The organism is Microbacterium sp. NPDC089190, assembly GCF_040701795.1.
GTDB classification, from domain to species: Bacteria; Actinomycetota; Actinomycetes; order Actinomycetales; family Microbacteriaceae; genus Microbacterium; species Microbacterium galbum.
Genome location: NZ_JBFBHF010000002.1, coordinates 410,921 through 424,701, shown reverse-complemented (window position 1 = coordinate 424,701; position 13,781 = coordinate 410,921). Strand labels below are relative to the sequence as shown.

Annotated in this window: 17 protein-coding genes; 7 read left to right on the top strand and 10 right to left on the bottom strand. The window is 72.0% G+C overall.

All coding sequences use genetic code 11. The annotated features are described in order from the left end of the window. Positions 1-26 precede the first annotated feature (26 nt). Positions 27-1,355, top strand: coding sequence for a serine hydrolase (locus tag AB0230_RS07935; RefSeq protein WP_366375030.1), 1,329 nt, complete (start codon positions 27-29; stop codon positions 1,353-1,355). 138 nt (positions 1,356-1,493) lie between these two features. On the opposite strand, the gene AB0230_RS07930 is transcribed toward AB0230_RS07935, so the two are convergent. After that, positions 1,494-1,976 (bottom strand): hypothetical protein, encoded by a 483-nt coding sequence (locus tag AB0230_RS07930; RefSeq protein ID WP_315994943.1) that lies wholly within the window; start codon positions 1,974-1,976, stop codon positions 1,494-1,496. Positions 1,977-2,127: 151 nt separating this feature from the next. On the opposite strand from AB0230_RS07930, the gene AB0230_RS07925 reads away from it, so the two are divergent. Continuing rightward, positions 2,128-3,120, top strand: a complete 993-nt coding sequence (locus AB0230_RS07925) for an aldo/keto reductase (protein WP_366375028.1) — start codon at positions 2,128-2,130, stop codon at positions 3,118-3,120. Positions 3,121-3,187: 67 nt separating this feature from the next. Here AB0230_RS07925 and AB0230_RS07920 read toward each other — a convergent pair whose 3' ends face one another. The 4 genes from AB0230_RS07920 to AB0230_RS07905 all read right to left on the bottom strand — a co-directional run bounded on the left by AB0230_RS07920 (position 3,188) and on the right by AB0230_RS07905 (position 6,533). Beyond that, a complete protein-coding gene (locus tag AB0230_RS07920) occupies positions 3,188-3,640 on the bottom strand; it encodes an SRPBCC family protein (RefSeq protein WP_076677050.1) in 453 nt (150 codons plus the stop codon). Positions 3,641-3,901: 261 nt separating this feature from the next. Further along, the gene (locus AB0230_RS07915; RefSeq protein ID WP_366375026.1) at positions 3,902-5,110 is read right to left on the bottom strand and encodes an FAD-dependent oxidoreductase; all 1,209 of its coding nucleotides are present in this window, start codon (positions 5,108-5,110) and stop codon (positions 3,902-3,904) included. Positions 5,111-5,162: 52 nt separating this feature from the next. Further along, the gene (locus AB0230_RS07910; RefSeq protein WP_315994940.1) at positions 5,163-5,489 is read right to left on the bottom strand and encodes an ATP-dependent DNA ligase; all 327 of its coding nucleotides are present in this window, start codon (positions 5,487-5,489) and stop codon (positions 5,163-5,165) included. A gap of 111 nt (positions 5,490-5,600) precedes the next feature. Next, a complete protein-coding gene (locus AB0230_RS07905) occupies positions 5,601-6,533 on the bottom strand; it encodes a helix-turn-helix transcriptional regulator (protein WP_366375024.1) in 933 nt (310 codons plus the stop codon). Between the two features lie 187 nt (positions 6,534-6,720). On the opposite strand from AB0230_RS07905, the gene AB0230_RS07900 reads away from it, so the two are divergent. Further along, the gene (locus AB0230_RS07900; protein WP_315994938.1) at positions 6,721-7,080 is read left to right on the top strand and encodes a sugar ABC transporter ATPase; all 360 of its coding nucleotides are present in this window, start codon (positions 6,721-6,723) and stop codon (positions 7,078-7,080) included. Positions 7,081-7,159: 79 nt separating this feature from the next. Here AB0230_RS07900 and AB0230_RS07895 read toward each other — a convergent pair whose 3' ends face one another. The 4 genes from AB0230_RS07895 to AB0230_RS07880 form a co-directional block, all read right to left on the bottom strand. Continuing rightward, a complete protein-coding gene (locus tag AB0230_RS07895; protein ID WP_315994937.1) occupies positions 7,160-7,315 on the bottom strand; it encodes a hypothetical protein in 156 nt (51 codons plus the stop codon). Positions 7,316-7,328: 13 nt separating this feature from the next. Then, entirely contained in the window at positions 7,329-7,529 is a 201-nt protein-coding gene (locus AB0230_RS07890) for a CDGSH iron-sulfur domain-containing protein (protein ID WP_315994936.1), read from the bottom strand. Then, complete coding sequence (locus AB0230_RS07885) at positions 7,526-8,494, bottom strand: iron-containing redox enzyme family protein (protein WP_315995270.1); 969 nt, start codon at positions 8,492-8,494, stop codon at positions 7,526-7,528. The genes AB0230_RS07890 and AB0230_RS07885 overlap by 4 nt, the downstream gene beginning before the upstream one ends. Positions 8,495-8,702: 208 nt before the next feature. After that, the gene (locus AB0230_RS07880) at positions 8,703-9,158 is read right to left on the bottom strand and encodes an Hsp20/alpha crystallin family protein (RefSeq protein WP_315994935.1); all 456 of its coding nucleotides are present in this window, start codon (positions 9,156-9,158) and stop codon (positions 8,703-8,705) included. A gap of 238 nt (positions 9,159-9,396) precedes the next feature. On the opposite strand from AB0230_RS07880, the gene AB0230_RS07875 reads away from it, so the two are divergent. Both AB0230_RS07875 and AB0230_RS07870 read left to right on the top strand, forming a co-directional pair. Then, positions 9,397-10,278 carry a manganese catalase family protein gene (locus AB0230_RS07875; RefSeq protein WP_315994934.1) on the top strand — a complete coding sequence of 294 codons (882 nt, stop codon included), beginning with the start codon at positions 9,397-9,399 and terminating at the stop codon, positions 10,276-10,278. Positions 10,279-10,283: 5 nt separating this feature from the next. Then, positions 10,284-10,844 carry a DUF2231 domain-containing protein gene (locus AB0230_RS07870; protein WP_315994933.1) on the top strand — a complete coding sequence of 187 codons (561 nt, stop codon included), beginning with the start codon at positions 10,284-10,286 and terminating at the stop codon, positions 10,842-10,844. A gap of 97 nt (positions 10,845-10,941) precedes the next feature. On the opposite strand, the gene AB0230_RS07865 is transcribed toward AB0230_RS07870, so the two are convergent. Continuing rightward, positions 10,942-11,847 carry an SDR family NAD(P)-dependent oxidoreductase gene (locus tag AB0230_RS07865; RefSeq protein WP_366375020.1) on the bottom strand — a complete coding sequence of 302 codons (906 nt, stop codon included), beginning with the start codon at positions 11,845-11,847 and terminating at the stop codon, positions 10,942-10,944. Between the two features lie 164 nt (positions 11,848-12,011). Here AB0230_RS07865 and AB0230_RS07860 point away from each other — a divergent pair, with 164 nt between their 5' ends. Together AB0230_RS07860 and AB0230_RS07855 are read left to right on the top strand one after the other, a co-directional pair. Further along, positions 12,012-12,785, top strand: a complete 774-nt coding sequence (locus AB0230_RS07860; RefSeq protein WP_366375018.1) for an MBL fold metallo-hydrolase — start codon at positions 12,012-12,014, stop codon at positions 12,783-12,785. 117 nt (positions 12,786-12,902) lie between these two features. After that, positions 12,903-13,730 (top strand): UbiA family prenyltransferase, encoded by an 828-nt coding sequence (locus tag AB0230_RS07855; protein ID WP_366375016.1) that lies wholly within the window; start codon positions 12,903-12,905, stop codon positions 13,728-13,730. Positions 13,731-13,781 lie beyond the last annotated feature (51 nt).

Sequence of the window (13,781 nt, the reverse complement as noted above, 5' to 3'; positions counted from 1 at the left end):
GGGAGGACCCCACCGGAAGGAACCTCGTGACCCTCGCCCGTCGCCTGACCGCCCTCGTCTCGCTCGTCGCCGTCGCCGCCCTCACCGCATGCACGAGCGCGAAACCCGTCCCGACCGCGAGCGCCGCGGCATCCGTCGAGATCCCCTCCACCCCCGTCGGGGAGCGGTTGACGTGGGTCCTCGACCTGTTCGAGGCCGAAAACGACACCACGGCCGGGGAGTGGGCTCGGGTGCTGGACGAGAACTTCCAGAAGCAGGTGCCGGCGGAGCAGGTCGCCGAGATGGTGAACCGCCAGATCCGCCCGGCGGCGCCGTTCACCGTCACCGCCTACACCGGCACCGAGACGCAGGCGCGCGCCACGGTCGCCGGCGCCCTCGGCGACCCGTTCGACCTCATCCTCGCGATCGACTCCGCGGGGCGGATCACCACGATGCTGCTGAGCCCCGTCGCCCCGGCCTGGGAGCCGTCGACCTCGCTCGACGAGGTCGAGCAGCGGCTGCGCGAACTGCCCGGCGAGGTGAGCGCCCTCGTCCAGCGGGGCGACGAGACCGTGATGTCCCTCGACGCCGACCGCTCCGCCCCGCTGGCGTCGGCGTTCAAGCTGTACGTGCTGCTCGCGACGGCGGAGGCCGTGGCATCCGGGGAGGTGTCGTGGGACGACACCCTCGTGCTCGCCGACACCGACCGCAGTCTGCCCTCGGGCGAGTTGCAGGATGCCCCCGCGGGCACCGAGGTGTCGGTGCGGGATGCCGCGTCGGCCATGATCCGCATCAGCGACAACACGGCGACCGATCTGCTCATCGCGCGGCTCGGTCGGGAGCGCGTCGAAGCGGCGGTCGCGCGCAGCGGCCACGCCGACCCCGCGGCGCTGACGCCCTTCCCCTCCACGAAGGAGATCTTCACCCTCGGGTGGGGAGACCCCGCGTTGCGGGCGGAATGGCAAGCCGCCGACGAGGCGGGCAGGCGCGCGGTGCTGGACCGCATCGCCGCGGCGCCCCTCGCCGTGGAGGGCGAGGCGGTGACCACGTCGCAGTGGCAGAACGGGTTCGACTGGTTCGCGTCGGCGGCCGACGTCGCCGCCGTGCACCACGCGCTGCAGCGGACTCAGGATGCCGAGGTGCTCGGCATCCTGAGCGAGAACCCGGGCCAGGGACTCGATGTCGGAACCTGGCCGTACGTGGCGTTCAAGGGCGGTTCGAGCCGCGGTGTGCTGACCGGCAGCTGGTTCGTGCGCGACGACGCGGGGGACGCGACGGTGGTGCTGCTGATGGCCGACACCGACGTCGCCGCGGTGTCGGAGGCGATGCCGAGCTTCTTCCACCTCGCCGAGGACGCCCTGCGCCTGACGCACTGACGCTCGGGACCGGCCCGGGTCGCGGGTTGCGGAGGCTCCGACGGGGTCAGCCTTCCTTCTACGTGGGGAGGTCCCTGAGCCTGTCGAAGGGACCGGGCGCGGGAGGCCCGGACGACCGAACCTCCCGCGTCCGGCCGGTCAGGCCTCGTCGGGGTCGGGGAGGCCCTGGGCGATCTTGCTGGATGCCGCGGAGTCGCGACCGACGCCCGGCTGGAAGGCCGCGATGGGGTCGTCGGCGTCGACGTGCGGTTCGCCGCCGTCGTCGCTGCGCGGGGGAGAGGCCGGAGTCCGCACGTCCTCGCTCTTCTCCGTGGGGAGGTCGTCGTGGTCGGCGCCCCCGGTGTCCTCGGTGTGGCGCGATGTCGACCCGCCCTCGCCGCGCGCGTCGTCCGTGCCGCGCTCGGTGAGTCCGTCGGCGGCGCGCGTGCCGACGCCGGGCAGGTCGTTCTGGCTCGAGATGCCCTGCAGGCGCGCTTCGTCGTCGGGGTCGATGCGAGCCGTGCCGACGGCTCCCGAATCGGCGCCCGCGGCGCCCGCGGGCACATCGGCGGCGAGACCGTCGGAGTCGGGGACGATGTTCTCTTCGTCGGCTCCGGGGAGCCGCTCGGCGGGGGTGTCCATGCTGTTCCTTCCGTGGGTGTGTCGCCACGCTAGGCGTCGGGTGCGCGAGCGCATCCGGGGTTGCGCTCGCCGGGTCACCGGCATCCGTCGTCGATCGGCCCCGGTGTCGGAGGGGCTGGATAGGCTCGGAGAAGCTTCGAAAGGAACCGCAATGCAGCAGCGTCCCCTCTCCCGTACCGGCCGTGAGGTCTCGGCGATCGGCCTCGGCACCTGGCAGCTCGGCGCCGACTGGGGTGATGTCAGCGAGGGCGATGCCCGTGCCGTGCTCGAGGCCTCGGCCGATTCCGGCGTCACCCTCTTCGACACCGCCGACGTCTACGGAGACGGCCGGTCCGAGCAGATCATCGGGGCGTTCCTGAAGAGCAGGCCGGATGCCGGCATCACCGTCGCCACCAAGATGGGGCGCCGGGAAGACCAGGTGCCCGAGAACTACGTGATGGAGAACTTCCGCGGCTGGCTCGATCGCTCGCGTCGTCTGCTCGACACCGAGACGCTCGATCTCGTGCAGCTGCACTGCCCGCCGTCGGCCGTCATTGACGGCGACGCCACGTGGGACGCCCTCGACCAGCTCGTGTCGGAGGGCGTGATCGCCGCCTACGGGGCGTCGGTCGAGACCATGGATCAGGCGCTGTCGGCGCTGCGGCGGCCCAACCTGACCAACCTGCAGATCATCTTCAACCCGTTCCGCCTCAAGCCCCTCGACGAGGTGCTGCCCCTCGCGGCCGAGAAGAACGTCGCGGTCTTCGCGCGTGTGCCGCTCGCGAGCGGCCTGCTGTCGGGGAAGTACACGACGAACACCACTTTCGACGAGAACGATCACCGCACCTACAACCGCAACGGCGAAGCCTTCGACAAGGGCGAGACGTTCTCGGGAGTGCCGTTCGAGGAGGGCGTGGCCGCGGCCGACGAACTCAAGGCCTCGCTCCCCGAGGGCGTGACGCTGCCGGCCGCGACGCTCGCGTGGATCGCGTCGCGCGAGGGTGTTACGGCGGTCATCCCGGGAGCGCGTTCGGTGCAGCAGGCCCGCGCGAACGCCGAGGCGGGCGGCCTGCTCGACGGCGGCTTCGACCTCGACGCGTTCGACACCCTCGTGCGCGACGTGTACGACCGTCGTCTGCGCGCGGAGATCCACCCGAAGTGGTGACGCCGCCATGACGAGAAGCCGGGCCCGCCTTGAAGGCGGGCCCGGCTTCTCGTCGAAGGGGGAGACGTCAGCTGACGTCGCCGCGCCAGGCGCCGGACTCGGCGCCGCGCGACTCGATGTACTCCTTGAAGTTCGCGAGGTCCTTTTTCACCGAGTGGTCGTCGGCGCCGAAGACGGCGCCGAGCTTCTCGAGGGCGCCCGCGGGCTCCCAGTCGATCTGCACGGTCACGCGCGTCTCGGTGTCGGACAGGCGGTGGAAGGTCACGACACCCGCGTGGTTCTCGTCGCCGCCGACGCTGTTCCACGCGACGCGCTCATCGGGGTGCTGCTCGGTGATCTCGGCGTCGAACTCGCGCTCGGCACCGGCGATCTTCACCTTCCAGTGCGTGAGCGTGTCGGACTTCTGCGTGATGGACTCCACGAAGCTCATGAAGTGCGGGAACTCCTCGAACTGGGTCCACTGGTTGTAGGCGACGCGGACGGGAACGTCGACGTCGATGGTTTCGATGACCTGTGCCATGGTGCATGTCCTCTTCTCGTGGGTTTCCGGGGTGCCCCCAGTCTTCGCGCGATCCCGACGGCCCGCCCCCGGGGTTGAGGGATCGGCGTTCGTGCCCTATAGGCGCGAGCGGGTCCCGTCGCTCGCTTCCCACCCGCATAAACGCCATCCGTGCGCGGAAACGCGGTGTCAGGGCGTTTCTGCGCACGGATGGCGTTTATCGCGACCCGACGCCGGGCGCGAGCGACCGGACGCGCGCCCCGTGGCCGCGGGCCGGTGCCGTCAGGCGCGCCCGCGCAGGATCAGGTGCCAGTACACCCACGGCAGCACACGGCGATCGGCGATCCACGACAGGCGGCGCTCGCGGTAGAGCGACCGCCAGAAGGGGATGGTGGGCTGCAACCGACCCGCGCGGTCGAACTCGGCGAACACGACGGTGCCCCGCGACACCGTGAACGGAACCACGCTGTAGCCGTTGTACCTCGCGGTCGGGGTGCGGCCGGCCAGGACCGCCGTCATGTTCTTCACAAGCGCTTTCGCCTGCTGCCGGATCGCCCCGCCCGAGCGGCGCGTGGCGACGGTCGCGGCGTCTCCGAGGGCCCAGATCTCGGGGTGGCGCACGTGCTGGAACGTCTCGGGGTCGACGTCGACGAACCCGTGCGGATCATCGGATGCCGACAGCCCGCTGCCGGCGATCCACTCCGGCGCCCGCTGGGGCGGAACGGCGTGCAGCACGTCGTACGCGATGGTTTCGCGCGCCTCGCCGTGTCCGATCTCGATCGTGCGGCTGTCGGCATCCACGTTCGTGAGTTCGCGCTGGTACCGCACCTCGATGCCGTACTCGTCGAGCTTGCGACGAAGTTCGCGATCGATGGCCGGGATGCCGAAGGGCACGGGATCGGGGCAGACGAACACGACGCGGATGTCGTCACGGACGCCGATCGCGCGCCACCAGTCGCACGCGAGGTACATCGGCTTCTGCGCGGCGGCACCGCAGGATGCCGGCTCGGGCGGCTGGGTGAACACCACCGTGCCCCGACGCAGATCGCGCAGCACCGGGGAGGCCTTCGCGGCGAGGTCGTAGTCGTAGTTCGACACGCCCTCGGGGGTCGCCATCGCTTCGGTCAGGCCCGGGATCTGCTCCCACGCCATCCGCATCCCGGCGCAGACGACGAGCTGGTCGTAGTCGATCCGTCTCCCCGAGACGAGGTGCACGCGCCGGGTCTCGGCATCCACGGTGAAGGCCTCGTCGCGCAACCACCGCACCCCCGGCGGGATGACGTCGGCTTGACGTCGCACGGCCTCGGACGCCCGCGCGGCCCCTCCCGCGATGTGGGATTGCAGGGGGGCGAAGACGTGCTGCTCGCGCGGCTCGATGACGGTGATCTCGCCGACGCGGGCGCGATGCAGCCGCCCGGCGACGGAGAGTCCGGCATTGCCGCCGCCGATGACGACGACGCGCACGGGCGCGGCGGAGGAAGAGGGGGTCATCCCTCCACGCTCCGCCGCCGGGGGCCGGGATGCCAGCGCCTTGACAGCCGCGTCAGGCGTACGACTCGGGCGCCACCGTCTCGTCGGCGGGTTCGGGGACGACGTACAGACCCGTGGGGGAGTTGGCCGTCGACATCAGCGCCTCGAGCCACGCGCGGTTCAGCGCGGGCGGGCGTCCGCCGTTGAACTTGAAGACGATGTTGGCGCGGGGGTGCACCCAGACCGACGTGCGGCCGCCTCCCGTGCTGATGTCGTCTTTCCACACGAAGTAGAACGGCTCCCCGCGGCGCAGCTTGTTGCCGACGACCACCTGGAGGTGCGCGAGGAGGCGGTCCTCGAACTCGTTGCGAACGCCGCCCTCGTAGATGAACTTGCCCACATCTGTCCTTTCGCGGGCTGTCGTGCCCCGCCGTCTTCACTGTGCAATCGCTGTGTGGTCGAAAGGTCTCGCCGACACCCCGTGCGCAACGGCGAGACCGAACGCGACGCCTCAGAACATGCGCGCCACCTGCGCCGGGTTCTGTCCGTAGTGCTCCCGGTGGTACCGGGCGAAGCGCGAGGCGCTGGAGAAACCCCAGCGCTTCGCAACGTCGGAGACCGACACCGCGGTGCCCGAGCGCAACTCCTCGTGGGCGGCACTGAGCCGCACGCGGCGCACATATTCCATCGGCGTCATGTCGAGAGTGCGGCGGAAGGCGTGCTGCAGCCCGCGCCCCGACATCCCCGCTGCCGCGGCGATGTCCTCGAGGGTGAGCGGCTCGTGCGCGTGCGCCTCGATGTGCGCGACGGCGCGGCGCACGGCGCGCGGCGCCGACGAGCGTTGGTGGGCCCGCTGCACGGCCTCGGCGTAGGAGGTCGAGAACGCCGACAGGGTCGATAGGAGCGCGTGCCGGTGCAGCTCCGCGGCCAGGATGCCGTCGTCGTGGACGGCGGCCAGCGACGACGACACGTGCGCGAAGGAACGTTCCCACTGGGTCGCGGCGTCGCGATCCCGCGGCTGCGGATCGATCCGTCGCAGCACGAGGCGGTCGTCACCCGAGGCGATGCGCGCGACGCGCTCGGCGTCGCTGCGGTCGAAGACGAAGGCGCGCACCCGCGCCGAACCCGTCCATTGCGCGTCGGCCCCGGCATCCGAGGTCACCCATGGTCGCCGCGGGTCGACGGGACGCCCCTCCGACTCGATGCGCACGTCGTCCGCGATCATGCGGCACGCCATGATCTGGTCGGTCATGCGCACCGAGGAATGGACGGCTGCCGCGAGTTCATACGACACCGCCGAGAAGTGCGCGAGCTCGACCGAGGTCCACGAGAACGACACGGTACGGGGGTCGACCCGCTCGAGACGGGCACTGGGGACGAACTGGCGCCACACGCGTTCGACGTCGTCGATTCCGCGTGAGCGCACCGAGAGGAACTCTCCCATGGCTTTCCTTCCGCCGCGTCGTGGCGCGGCCCGGGGTGGGGTGGTGGAGCGGAGCGCGGGCCGGACGTGACGTCCGGTACGGGCGCGCCGAGAGGCTGTCAAGGGGCGGGCCGGTTGCGCGGGGCCCGCGTTGGATGGGTTCACCGCTGATTCCGGCGGCCCCCCGCGTCCGACGGAAGGACCCCTCATGAGCGACGCTTCGATCGACCCGACCCCCGACGCGACCATGCCGGCCGCGGACGTGGGAACCGCGGGTGTGCAGCCCCTGCGCGACGGCGACACGTCCATCGAGCCGGATCCCGCGCTCGACCCGGCGCAGGCGGAGTGGGACGCCACCACCGCTCTCGACGAGGGCGCCGATCCCGACGACATCAACCCGGCCACCGCGACCGGCGCCGACCCTGCCGAGATCCCGGCAGACGACAGTGACATCCCCCTCGAGGACATCCACCCCGAGTCCACCGGTACCGACTCGCAGGGCGAGGACCCGGGCGTCGTCGAACTGGGCGAAGAGGGTCAGGGCGATCTCGCTCCGGAAGACCTCTGACGCACTCCCGACGCCCCGGTCACCGCTCCCGGTGGTCGGGGCGTCGTCGTGCGCGTGGGCCCCTCTCCTGCCGGGCCGCCTACGCATGGTCGCGGGCGTCCGCGACCCCGCGTCGCAGCGCGCGTGAGGGCGTGGCCGACCGACGCACGAGGTCGTGAGGGTCGTCCGCGAGCTCGTCGAGACCGGCGTCGTCCCTCCGTCGCAGCGGCAGCGCGTCGTCGGCGTCGAGACGCATCGGGGCGAGAGCCTCACTCCTCGGTGCGGAAACCCGACGCCTTGTGGGTTCCGTCGCAGAGCGGCTTGATGGTCGACAGTCCGCAGCGGCACAGGGCGACGGTGCGGCGGGTACGGGGCACCTCCGCCCCCTCGCTGGTCAGGAGGTGGGCGTCACCGCGGACGAGGAGGGGACCGTCGGGGTAGGCCGTGATCGTGACGCGGTCGTCGGTCATCGTTCGTCCTCCGTGCGCAGCGACGACGCACCCCGCGACCACGCGTCCAGCATGTGTCGGCCGACGCGGTCGTCGACCTCGAGGCACGCGGCCGCGCCGAACAGGATGTCGGGGAGCAGGTCGGGCCGGTCCTCGGCCAAGGCGCCGGCGAGGTCGCGTCCGGCGATCTGCTCGTGCACGGCGTCGGCCTCGACGTGCTCGTCGAAGTACCCGCACACATCGTCGCCGAAGCCGAGCCGGCGCAGCCCCTCGGAATAGAGACGGTTGGGGATCGAGGAGGTCATCTCGAACGCGGCGAGGTGACCGACGATCGCGCCGAGCAAGCGGCGGTTGAGTCCGAACATCGACATCGTGTTGTGCGACGCGAGGGTGACGGCGGGAACGTCATCGACATAGGCGCCGTACGCGTCGGTGAGTCCGGCGCCGCGGACCGCCCGTGCGAACAGGGTCGCGTGAACGCGGTCGGGGCGACCGGCGCCGTACTCGTCGGACTGGATCTCGACGAGGGCGGCCTTGGGGCGGCCGGTCAGGCGGGGGATGGCCCAGGAATGGGGGTCGGCCTCGCGCAGCGTGTACACCGTGCGGTGCACGAGGAACTCGTGCGCCTGCTCGAGCGTGGCCTTGCGCGCCAGGTGACGCGAGAGGCTGGGGCCGCCCTCGGCGCCGGTCAGGGCGAAGAGGTCGCGGGCCACGGCATCCGCGGTGGGCGCGGGTGGTTGCGGGACGGCGATGCTCTCGCGCAGCGAGGCCTCGAAGGCCGTCTCGATGACGCGTCGGGTGGCGACGAGCGCGGGATCCCACTCGAGCTCGGCACGAAACGCCGCGATCGATCCGTACGACGAGGCGTACAGCGCGAAGAGCGCGAGCTGGAGATCGTCGTCGCACGCGATGTCGGCGGTCGTGGAGACCGCCGCGTCGGCGAGTGCCGTGTGCCCGGTGGCGACACCGTCCACGAGGTGACGCAGAACCGCGGCGCTCACGGGTCCGCGGGCGTCGAACGGCACCAGCCGGGCCTCGACGTCGTCGACGGGCGCAGCGGGCGGGGGCGAGGACAGAGTCGGCGGCACCCAGGCACTGTGCGTCAGGGAGCGGCGGTTGTTCGAGACCCTTGACAAGCGGAGGCGCCCGGGCGAGGGAGCGGGTGGATGGGACCGCTCCCTCGCTCGGTGGTGATCACTGCTCGATGGGCTGCGGCGTGCTCTCGTGCGCTTCGATCACGCCCTCGCCGTCGTCGGTCGACACGGCGATGCGCCGCGGCTTCGCCTTCTCGCTGACGGGGATCGTGACCGAGAGCACGCCGTTGCGGTAGGCGGCGCTGATGCGCTCGGTGTCGATGCCCTGCCCGAGGTTGAGCTGTCGGACGAAGGATGCCGTCTCGCGTTCGCGGGTGATCCACTTCACGCCCTCGCCCGAACCGAGGGTGCGCTCGGCGCGGATCGTCAGCAGCTGGCCGTCGACGTCGATGTCGACCGACCCGGGGTCGACACCGGGCAGGTCGGCCGCGAGGACGTAGTGATCGCCGTCGCGGTACAGGTCCATCGGCATCCGGCGCGGACCACCGCCGCGGCGGGCGTCGAGGAGCGTCGACGCGAGGCGGTCGAGGTCGCGGAAGGGGTCGTAGGTGGCCATGGTCGTTCTCCTTTTCGATCAGTCCGGACGTGGCATCCGGGGCTCCAGAAGTTGAGTCATGTTCGCTCAACTCGGCAGAAGATTAGCACTCTTGGGTCGAGAGTGCCAAGAGGTCGGGCGCGCGATTGTGGCCCGCGTCGACCGCGCCCGCAACCCCCGTGCCGGACCCCTGCGAGGAAGCGTTTCGTGGCCGTCGATGCCGAGCCCCCCGGTCGGCGTCCCGACGACGAGGAGAGACATGTACTTCCACCGACAAGAACTCCAGCACAGCGCCACCCCCGACAAGCCCGACGCCGTCTACGCCCGCAAGCTCCAGGAGGTGCTCGGCGGCCAGTACGGCGAGATCTCGGTCGCGATGCAGTACCAGTTCCAGGCGTGGAACATGCACATGCCCGGCAAGTACCGCGACCTCGTGTTCGGTATCGGTGCCGAAGAGATGGGTCACGTCGAGATGCTCGCGATCATGATCGCGCAGCTGCTGGAGAAGTCGCCGCTCGGCATCACCGAGGAGGCCGTGCAGGACGACCCGACCGTCGCCGCCGTGATCGGCGGCACCGACATCCAGCACGGGATCGTCGCGGGCGCTGGTGCCCGCCCCGTCGACGCGAACGGCAACCCGTGGCAGGGCAGCTTCATCACCGCGAGCGGCAATCTGCTCGCCGACTTCACCGCCAACGCGAACGCCGAGATGCAGGGGCGCGTCCAGGTCGCGCGGCTGTATCACCAGACCGATGACCACGGCGTGAAGGACCTGCTCGCGTTCCTCCTCGCCCGCGACACGATGCACCAGAACCAGTGGGCCGCCGCGGCCGCCGAGCTGCAGGCCGAGGGCTACGAGCAGATGCCCGTGCCGAGCAACTTCCCCCTCGACAAGGAGGATCGCGACGTGTCGTACCAATACATCAACTTCAGCAACGGTGCGCAGGCCGGTGACGGCACCTGGGCCTCGGGGCCGACGCCCGACGGCAAGGGCGAGTTCACCTACCTCCCCGAGCCCCCCGCGGGCGTGCCGATGCCCCCGCCCACCAAGCCCGACGTGCGGTTCTACGGCACGACCGAGCTGCCGAACACGGTCGAGAAGCTCGCCGGGCGCGCGCAGGACGCGCTGCACAAGGAATGAACGGGATGGATGCCGCGGCGCCGGGGCCCTCGACGGTCTCGGCGCCGCGGAGCGGAGCGAGCTTTCCCGCGATGCGCGCGGCCAAGGTGCCGCGGTCGATCGTGGCGGGGCCGTACGGGCACCCGTTCCATCCGGTCGCGGTGACCGTGCCGATCGGGGCGTGGTCGTCGAGCCTCGTTTTCGACCTGCTGGCTCTCGCCGCCGACGATCCCCGGGCGTTCGCGAAGGGCTCGCGCTGGCTCATCGCGATCGGTCTCGGCGGGGCGGTGGGGGCGTCGGTGCTCGGCCTGCTCGACATGTCGCGCATTCCGCGCGGAACGCCGGCTCGGCGGACGGCCGTCGCTCATCTGGTGATCAACGTCACCGCGATGGCGCTGTTCTCGACCAGCCTCGTCGTGCGGGCGTTGGATCTCGCGCGGGTCCCGGTCGTGGCCTTCGGGCTCAGCGTCATGGCCTCCGCCGGGCTGAGCGTCTCGGGCTGGCTCGGCGGAAAGCTCGCCTACCGCTGGGGCGTGCGGGTCGCCGACGAGAACACCCAGCGCGAGGGCTTCGAGACGGCCGCCTGACCGATCGGTCCTCTCGACCGCGGGGGCTTCGACAGGCTCAGCCTCCTGTGGCGGGAGGTCCGTGAGCCTGTCGAAGGGACCGGAGGCTTCGACGGGCTCAGCCTCCCGTGGAAGAACGCGGGCGCCGCAGCGGCACGCGCGCCCAGCCGCCGCTCACCGCGCCGGGGTCGTGCTGCGCCTCCAGCACCGCGCCGCTGGTCGGTGTCGCGGGCCGGCGGCGCAGGCCGAGCGCGTGCTGCAGCGCGCGGATGAAGCGGTCGTAGACGCGCGGCGCGAGGAACTGCAGCGGACGGGTGACGAACTGCGCGGCCCCCACGCCCACCTCGTGCCGGCGTCCGCGCGTCACACGCACGATGGCGCGGGCCACGCGGTCGGCGGCGACCACCGGCGGGAGCGGGAAGGCGGTGCGCCCGGTGTAGTTCGCTGCGCGCTGGTAGATCGGGGTGTCGATGCTGGCCGGCAGCACGACCTTCACCCGGATGCCGCGGTGCGCGAGCATCTCCTGCCGCAGCGAGCGCGCGAAGCCGAGCAGACCGTGCTTCGCGGCGACGTACGACGAGACGTAGGGCCCGGCCACCTGCGAGTAGAGCGAGCCGACGAAGACGATCGTGCCGCCCCCGCCCGCGCGCAAGTACGGCAGCACGGCGCGGGCGGCGCGCATGTGTCCGAGGAGGTTCGTCTCGATCACCCGATCGCGCACCTCGTCGGGGGTGTCCTCGACCGAACCGTAGGAGAAGACCGACGCCGACCCCACCCACACGTCGATCCGTCCGTAGCGGGCGACCGTGGCATCCGCCGCCCGTGCCGGTCCGTCGGGGGTGGCGAGGTCGATCGAGAGGGTGAGCACCTCGGCCCCGCGGCGGCGGCATTCCTCGGCGGCCGCGGCGAGGGCGATCTCGTCGCGCGCGACGAGCGCGAGCCGGGCACCCCGGCGGGCGAAGCGCAGGGCCGCCGCCCGTCCGATTCCGCGCGAACCGCCGGTGACGACGACGACCTGACCCATGCTGTCCCCTCCGCGTGAGGCCTCGGCGGCTCCTCGCGGGGCGACGCTAAGCGGCGGAAATGGGCACCCCGAGGGGGTTGACGCCGGCCCGACGCGCTAACAGCGCCTCGGCGCACCCGCAACCCCGTGTGCGGTCCGCCCGTCCCCGCACGAGGGTGTGCGACATGTCGAAAGAACACGCAGGACCCGGGCGCACGCCCGACGGGGTGAGAGAGGTCGCCGACGGCGTGCTGATGATCACGCGCGCCCTCACCAACAGCTACCTCATCGCCACCGATGACGGCCTGATCCTCGTCGACACGGGATTGCCACGGTCGTGGCCGTACCTCGTCGCCGCCCTGGCCGCGCGTCGCTCCGGTCCCGACGACGTGGTGTCGGTCGCCCTCACACACGGCCACTTCGACCATGTCGGCACCGTCGACCGCCTGCAGCGCGAACACCACGTCCCGATCCACGTGCACGAAGCCGACGTGCCGCTCGTGCGGCATCCCTACCGCTACGACCGCGAGGCGTCTCGCGCCCTGTATCCGCTCCGTCACCCCGGAGGCATCCCGGCTCTCGCGAAGATGGCCCGAGCCGGGGCACTCTCCGTCCGCGGTGCGGCCGCGCTCGGCGACATCCGCCCGGGCGAGCCGCTGCTGGGCGGCCTCGTCCCGATCGCGACCCCGGGTCATACCTACGGTCACACAGCGTTTCACCTCCCCGACCGCGACCTGCTGTTCACCGGCGACGCCCTGGTCACCCTCGACCCGTACACCGGGCGGGTGGGGCCGCAGATCGTCGCCCGCGCGGCGACCGCCGACAGCACCGGGGCGCTCGCGGTGCTCGGCGCCCTCGCCGAGACCCGGGCCGGCACGATGCTCCCGGGCCACGGCGACCCGTGGACGGCCGGGGCCGAACACGCGGTGCGGGACGCGCAGGCCACCGGGGCCCACTGATCGCCCCGAGCCCCCCACATGGCCTTTCGTGCGGCCGGTGTCGCCCCGCGGGACGACCTCGCGCGCTCGTCATCGCGCGGTGCCGCGAACGCGCCTCGCCACGGTAGCGTCGTCGAGGTGACGGATGCCGCGGCGAAGCCGCCCCTCGTGCGGGCGCTGTGGGGCGCCACTCACCCCGGGCCGACGCTCGTGGTCACGGCCCTGTCGCTCGCGCTGGGCATCGCGGCCGGAGTGGAGCCCGCGCGTCTCGTGCTGCTGGTCGTGGCCGTGTTCGCCGGGCAGGTCTCGGTCGGATTGTCCAACGACGCGATCGACGGCGCCCGCGACGCGGCGGTCGGCCGCACCGACAAGCCCATCGCCGGGGGAGCGGTCACCCCGGAGCGCGCGCTCGCGGTGGCCGTGGCAGCCCTCGTCGTCGCGGTCGCGCTGTCGGTACCGCTCGGGCCGGGGCTGCTCGCCGCACACGCGATCGCCCTCGCCTCGGCGTGGGCCTACAACGCCGGGCTCAAGTCCACGCCGTTCTCGATCGTCCCGTTCCTGCTGAGCTTCGGGCTCTTCCCCTCGTTCGCGACGCTGTCGCAGTCCGATCCGGGCCTCGCCGCCCCGTGGGCCTCCCTCGCCGGCGCCGCCCTCGGCGCCGCCGTGCACCTCACCAACGTCGTCCGCGACCTCGACGACGATCGCCGCACGGGGGTGCGCGGCCTGCCGCACCGTCTCGGCGCGCGCGCCTCGGTCGTGCTCGCCGCGTTCGGGATCGTCGTCGGCGCGGTCGCGGTGCTCCTCGGCACGGATGCCACCCCGGTCGGCGTCATCTTCTTCGTCGCCGTGCTGGTGGTCGCGCTCGCCGCCGCGGTGCTGGTGTTCGTGCGGACACCGGGGCGGGCGGTCTTTCAGCTCACGATGCTCGCGGCTCTGCTGCTCGCCGCCCAGCTCGTCGCGACCTGAGGTCGCGCCCGGCGCGTCTCGCGGGTCGGTGCGCACAACGGCGGGTGCCCG

Excerpts from the sequence above, each read along its gene's own strand:
- AB0230_RS07900 (WP_315994938.1), top strand. The coding sequence starts at position 6,721 with ATGAGCGACGCTTCGATCGACCCGACCCCCGACGCGACCATGCCGGCC.
- AB0230_RS07905 (WP_366375024.1), bottom strand. The coding sequence starts at position 6,533 with ATGGGAGAGTTCCTCTCGGTGCGCTCACGCGGAATCGACGACGTCGAA.
- AB0230_RS07865 (WP_366375020.1), bottom strand. The coding sequence starts at position 11,847 with ATGGGTCAGGTCGTCGTCGTCACCGGCGGTTCGCGCGGAATCGGACGG.
- AB0230_RS07875 (WP_315994934.1), top strand. The coding sequence starts at position 9,397 with ATGTACTTCCACCGACAAGAACTCCAGCACAGCGCCACCCCCGACAAG.
- AB0230_RS07860 (WP_366375018.1), top strand. The coding sequence starts at position 12,012 with ATGTCGAAAGAACACGCAGGACCCGGGCGCACGCCCGACGGGGTGAGA.
- AB0230_RS07895 (WP_315994937.1), bottom strand. The coding sequence starts at position 7,315 with ATGCGTCTCGACGCCGACGACGCGCTGCCGCTGCGACGGAGGGACGAC.
- AB0230_RS07870 (WP_315994933.1), top strand. The coding sequence starts at position 10,284 with ATGGATGCCGCGGCGCCGGGGCCCTCGACGGTCTCGGCGCCGCGGAGC.
- AB0230_RS07925 (WP_366375028.1), top strand. The coding sequence starts at position 2,128 with ATGCAGCAGCGTCCCCTCTCCCGTACCGGCCGTGAGGTCTCGGCGATC.
- AB0230_RS07930 (WP_315994943.1), bottom strand. The coding sequence starts at position 1,976 with ATGGACACCCCCGCCGAGCGGCTCCCCGGAGCCGACGAAGAGAACATC.
- AB0230_RS07915 (WP_366375026.1), bottom strand. The coding sequence starts at position 5,110 with ATGACCCCCTCTTCCTCCGCCGCGCCCGTGCGCGTCGTCGTCATCGGC.
- AB0230_RS07920 (WP_076677050.1), bottom strand. The coding sequence starts at position 3,640 with ATGGCACAGGTCATCGAAACCATCGACGTCGACGTTCCCGTCCGCGTC.
- AB0230_RS07890 (WP_315994936.1), bottom strand. The coding sequence starts at position 7,529 with ATGACCGACGACCGCGTCACGATCACGGCCTACCCCGACGGTCCCCTC.
- AB0230_RS07880 (WP_315994935.1), bottom strand. The coding sequence starts at position 9,158 with ATGGCCACCTACGACCCCTTCCGCGACCTCGACCGCCTCGCGTCGACG.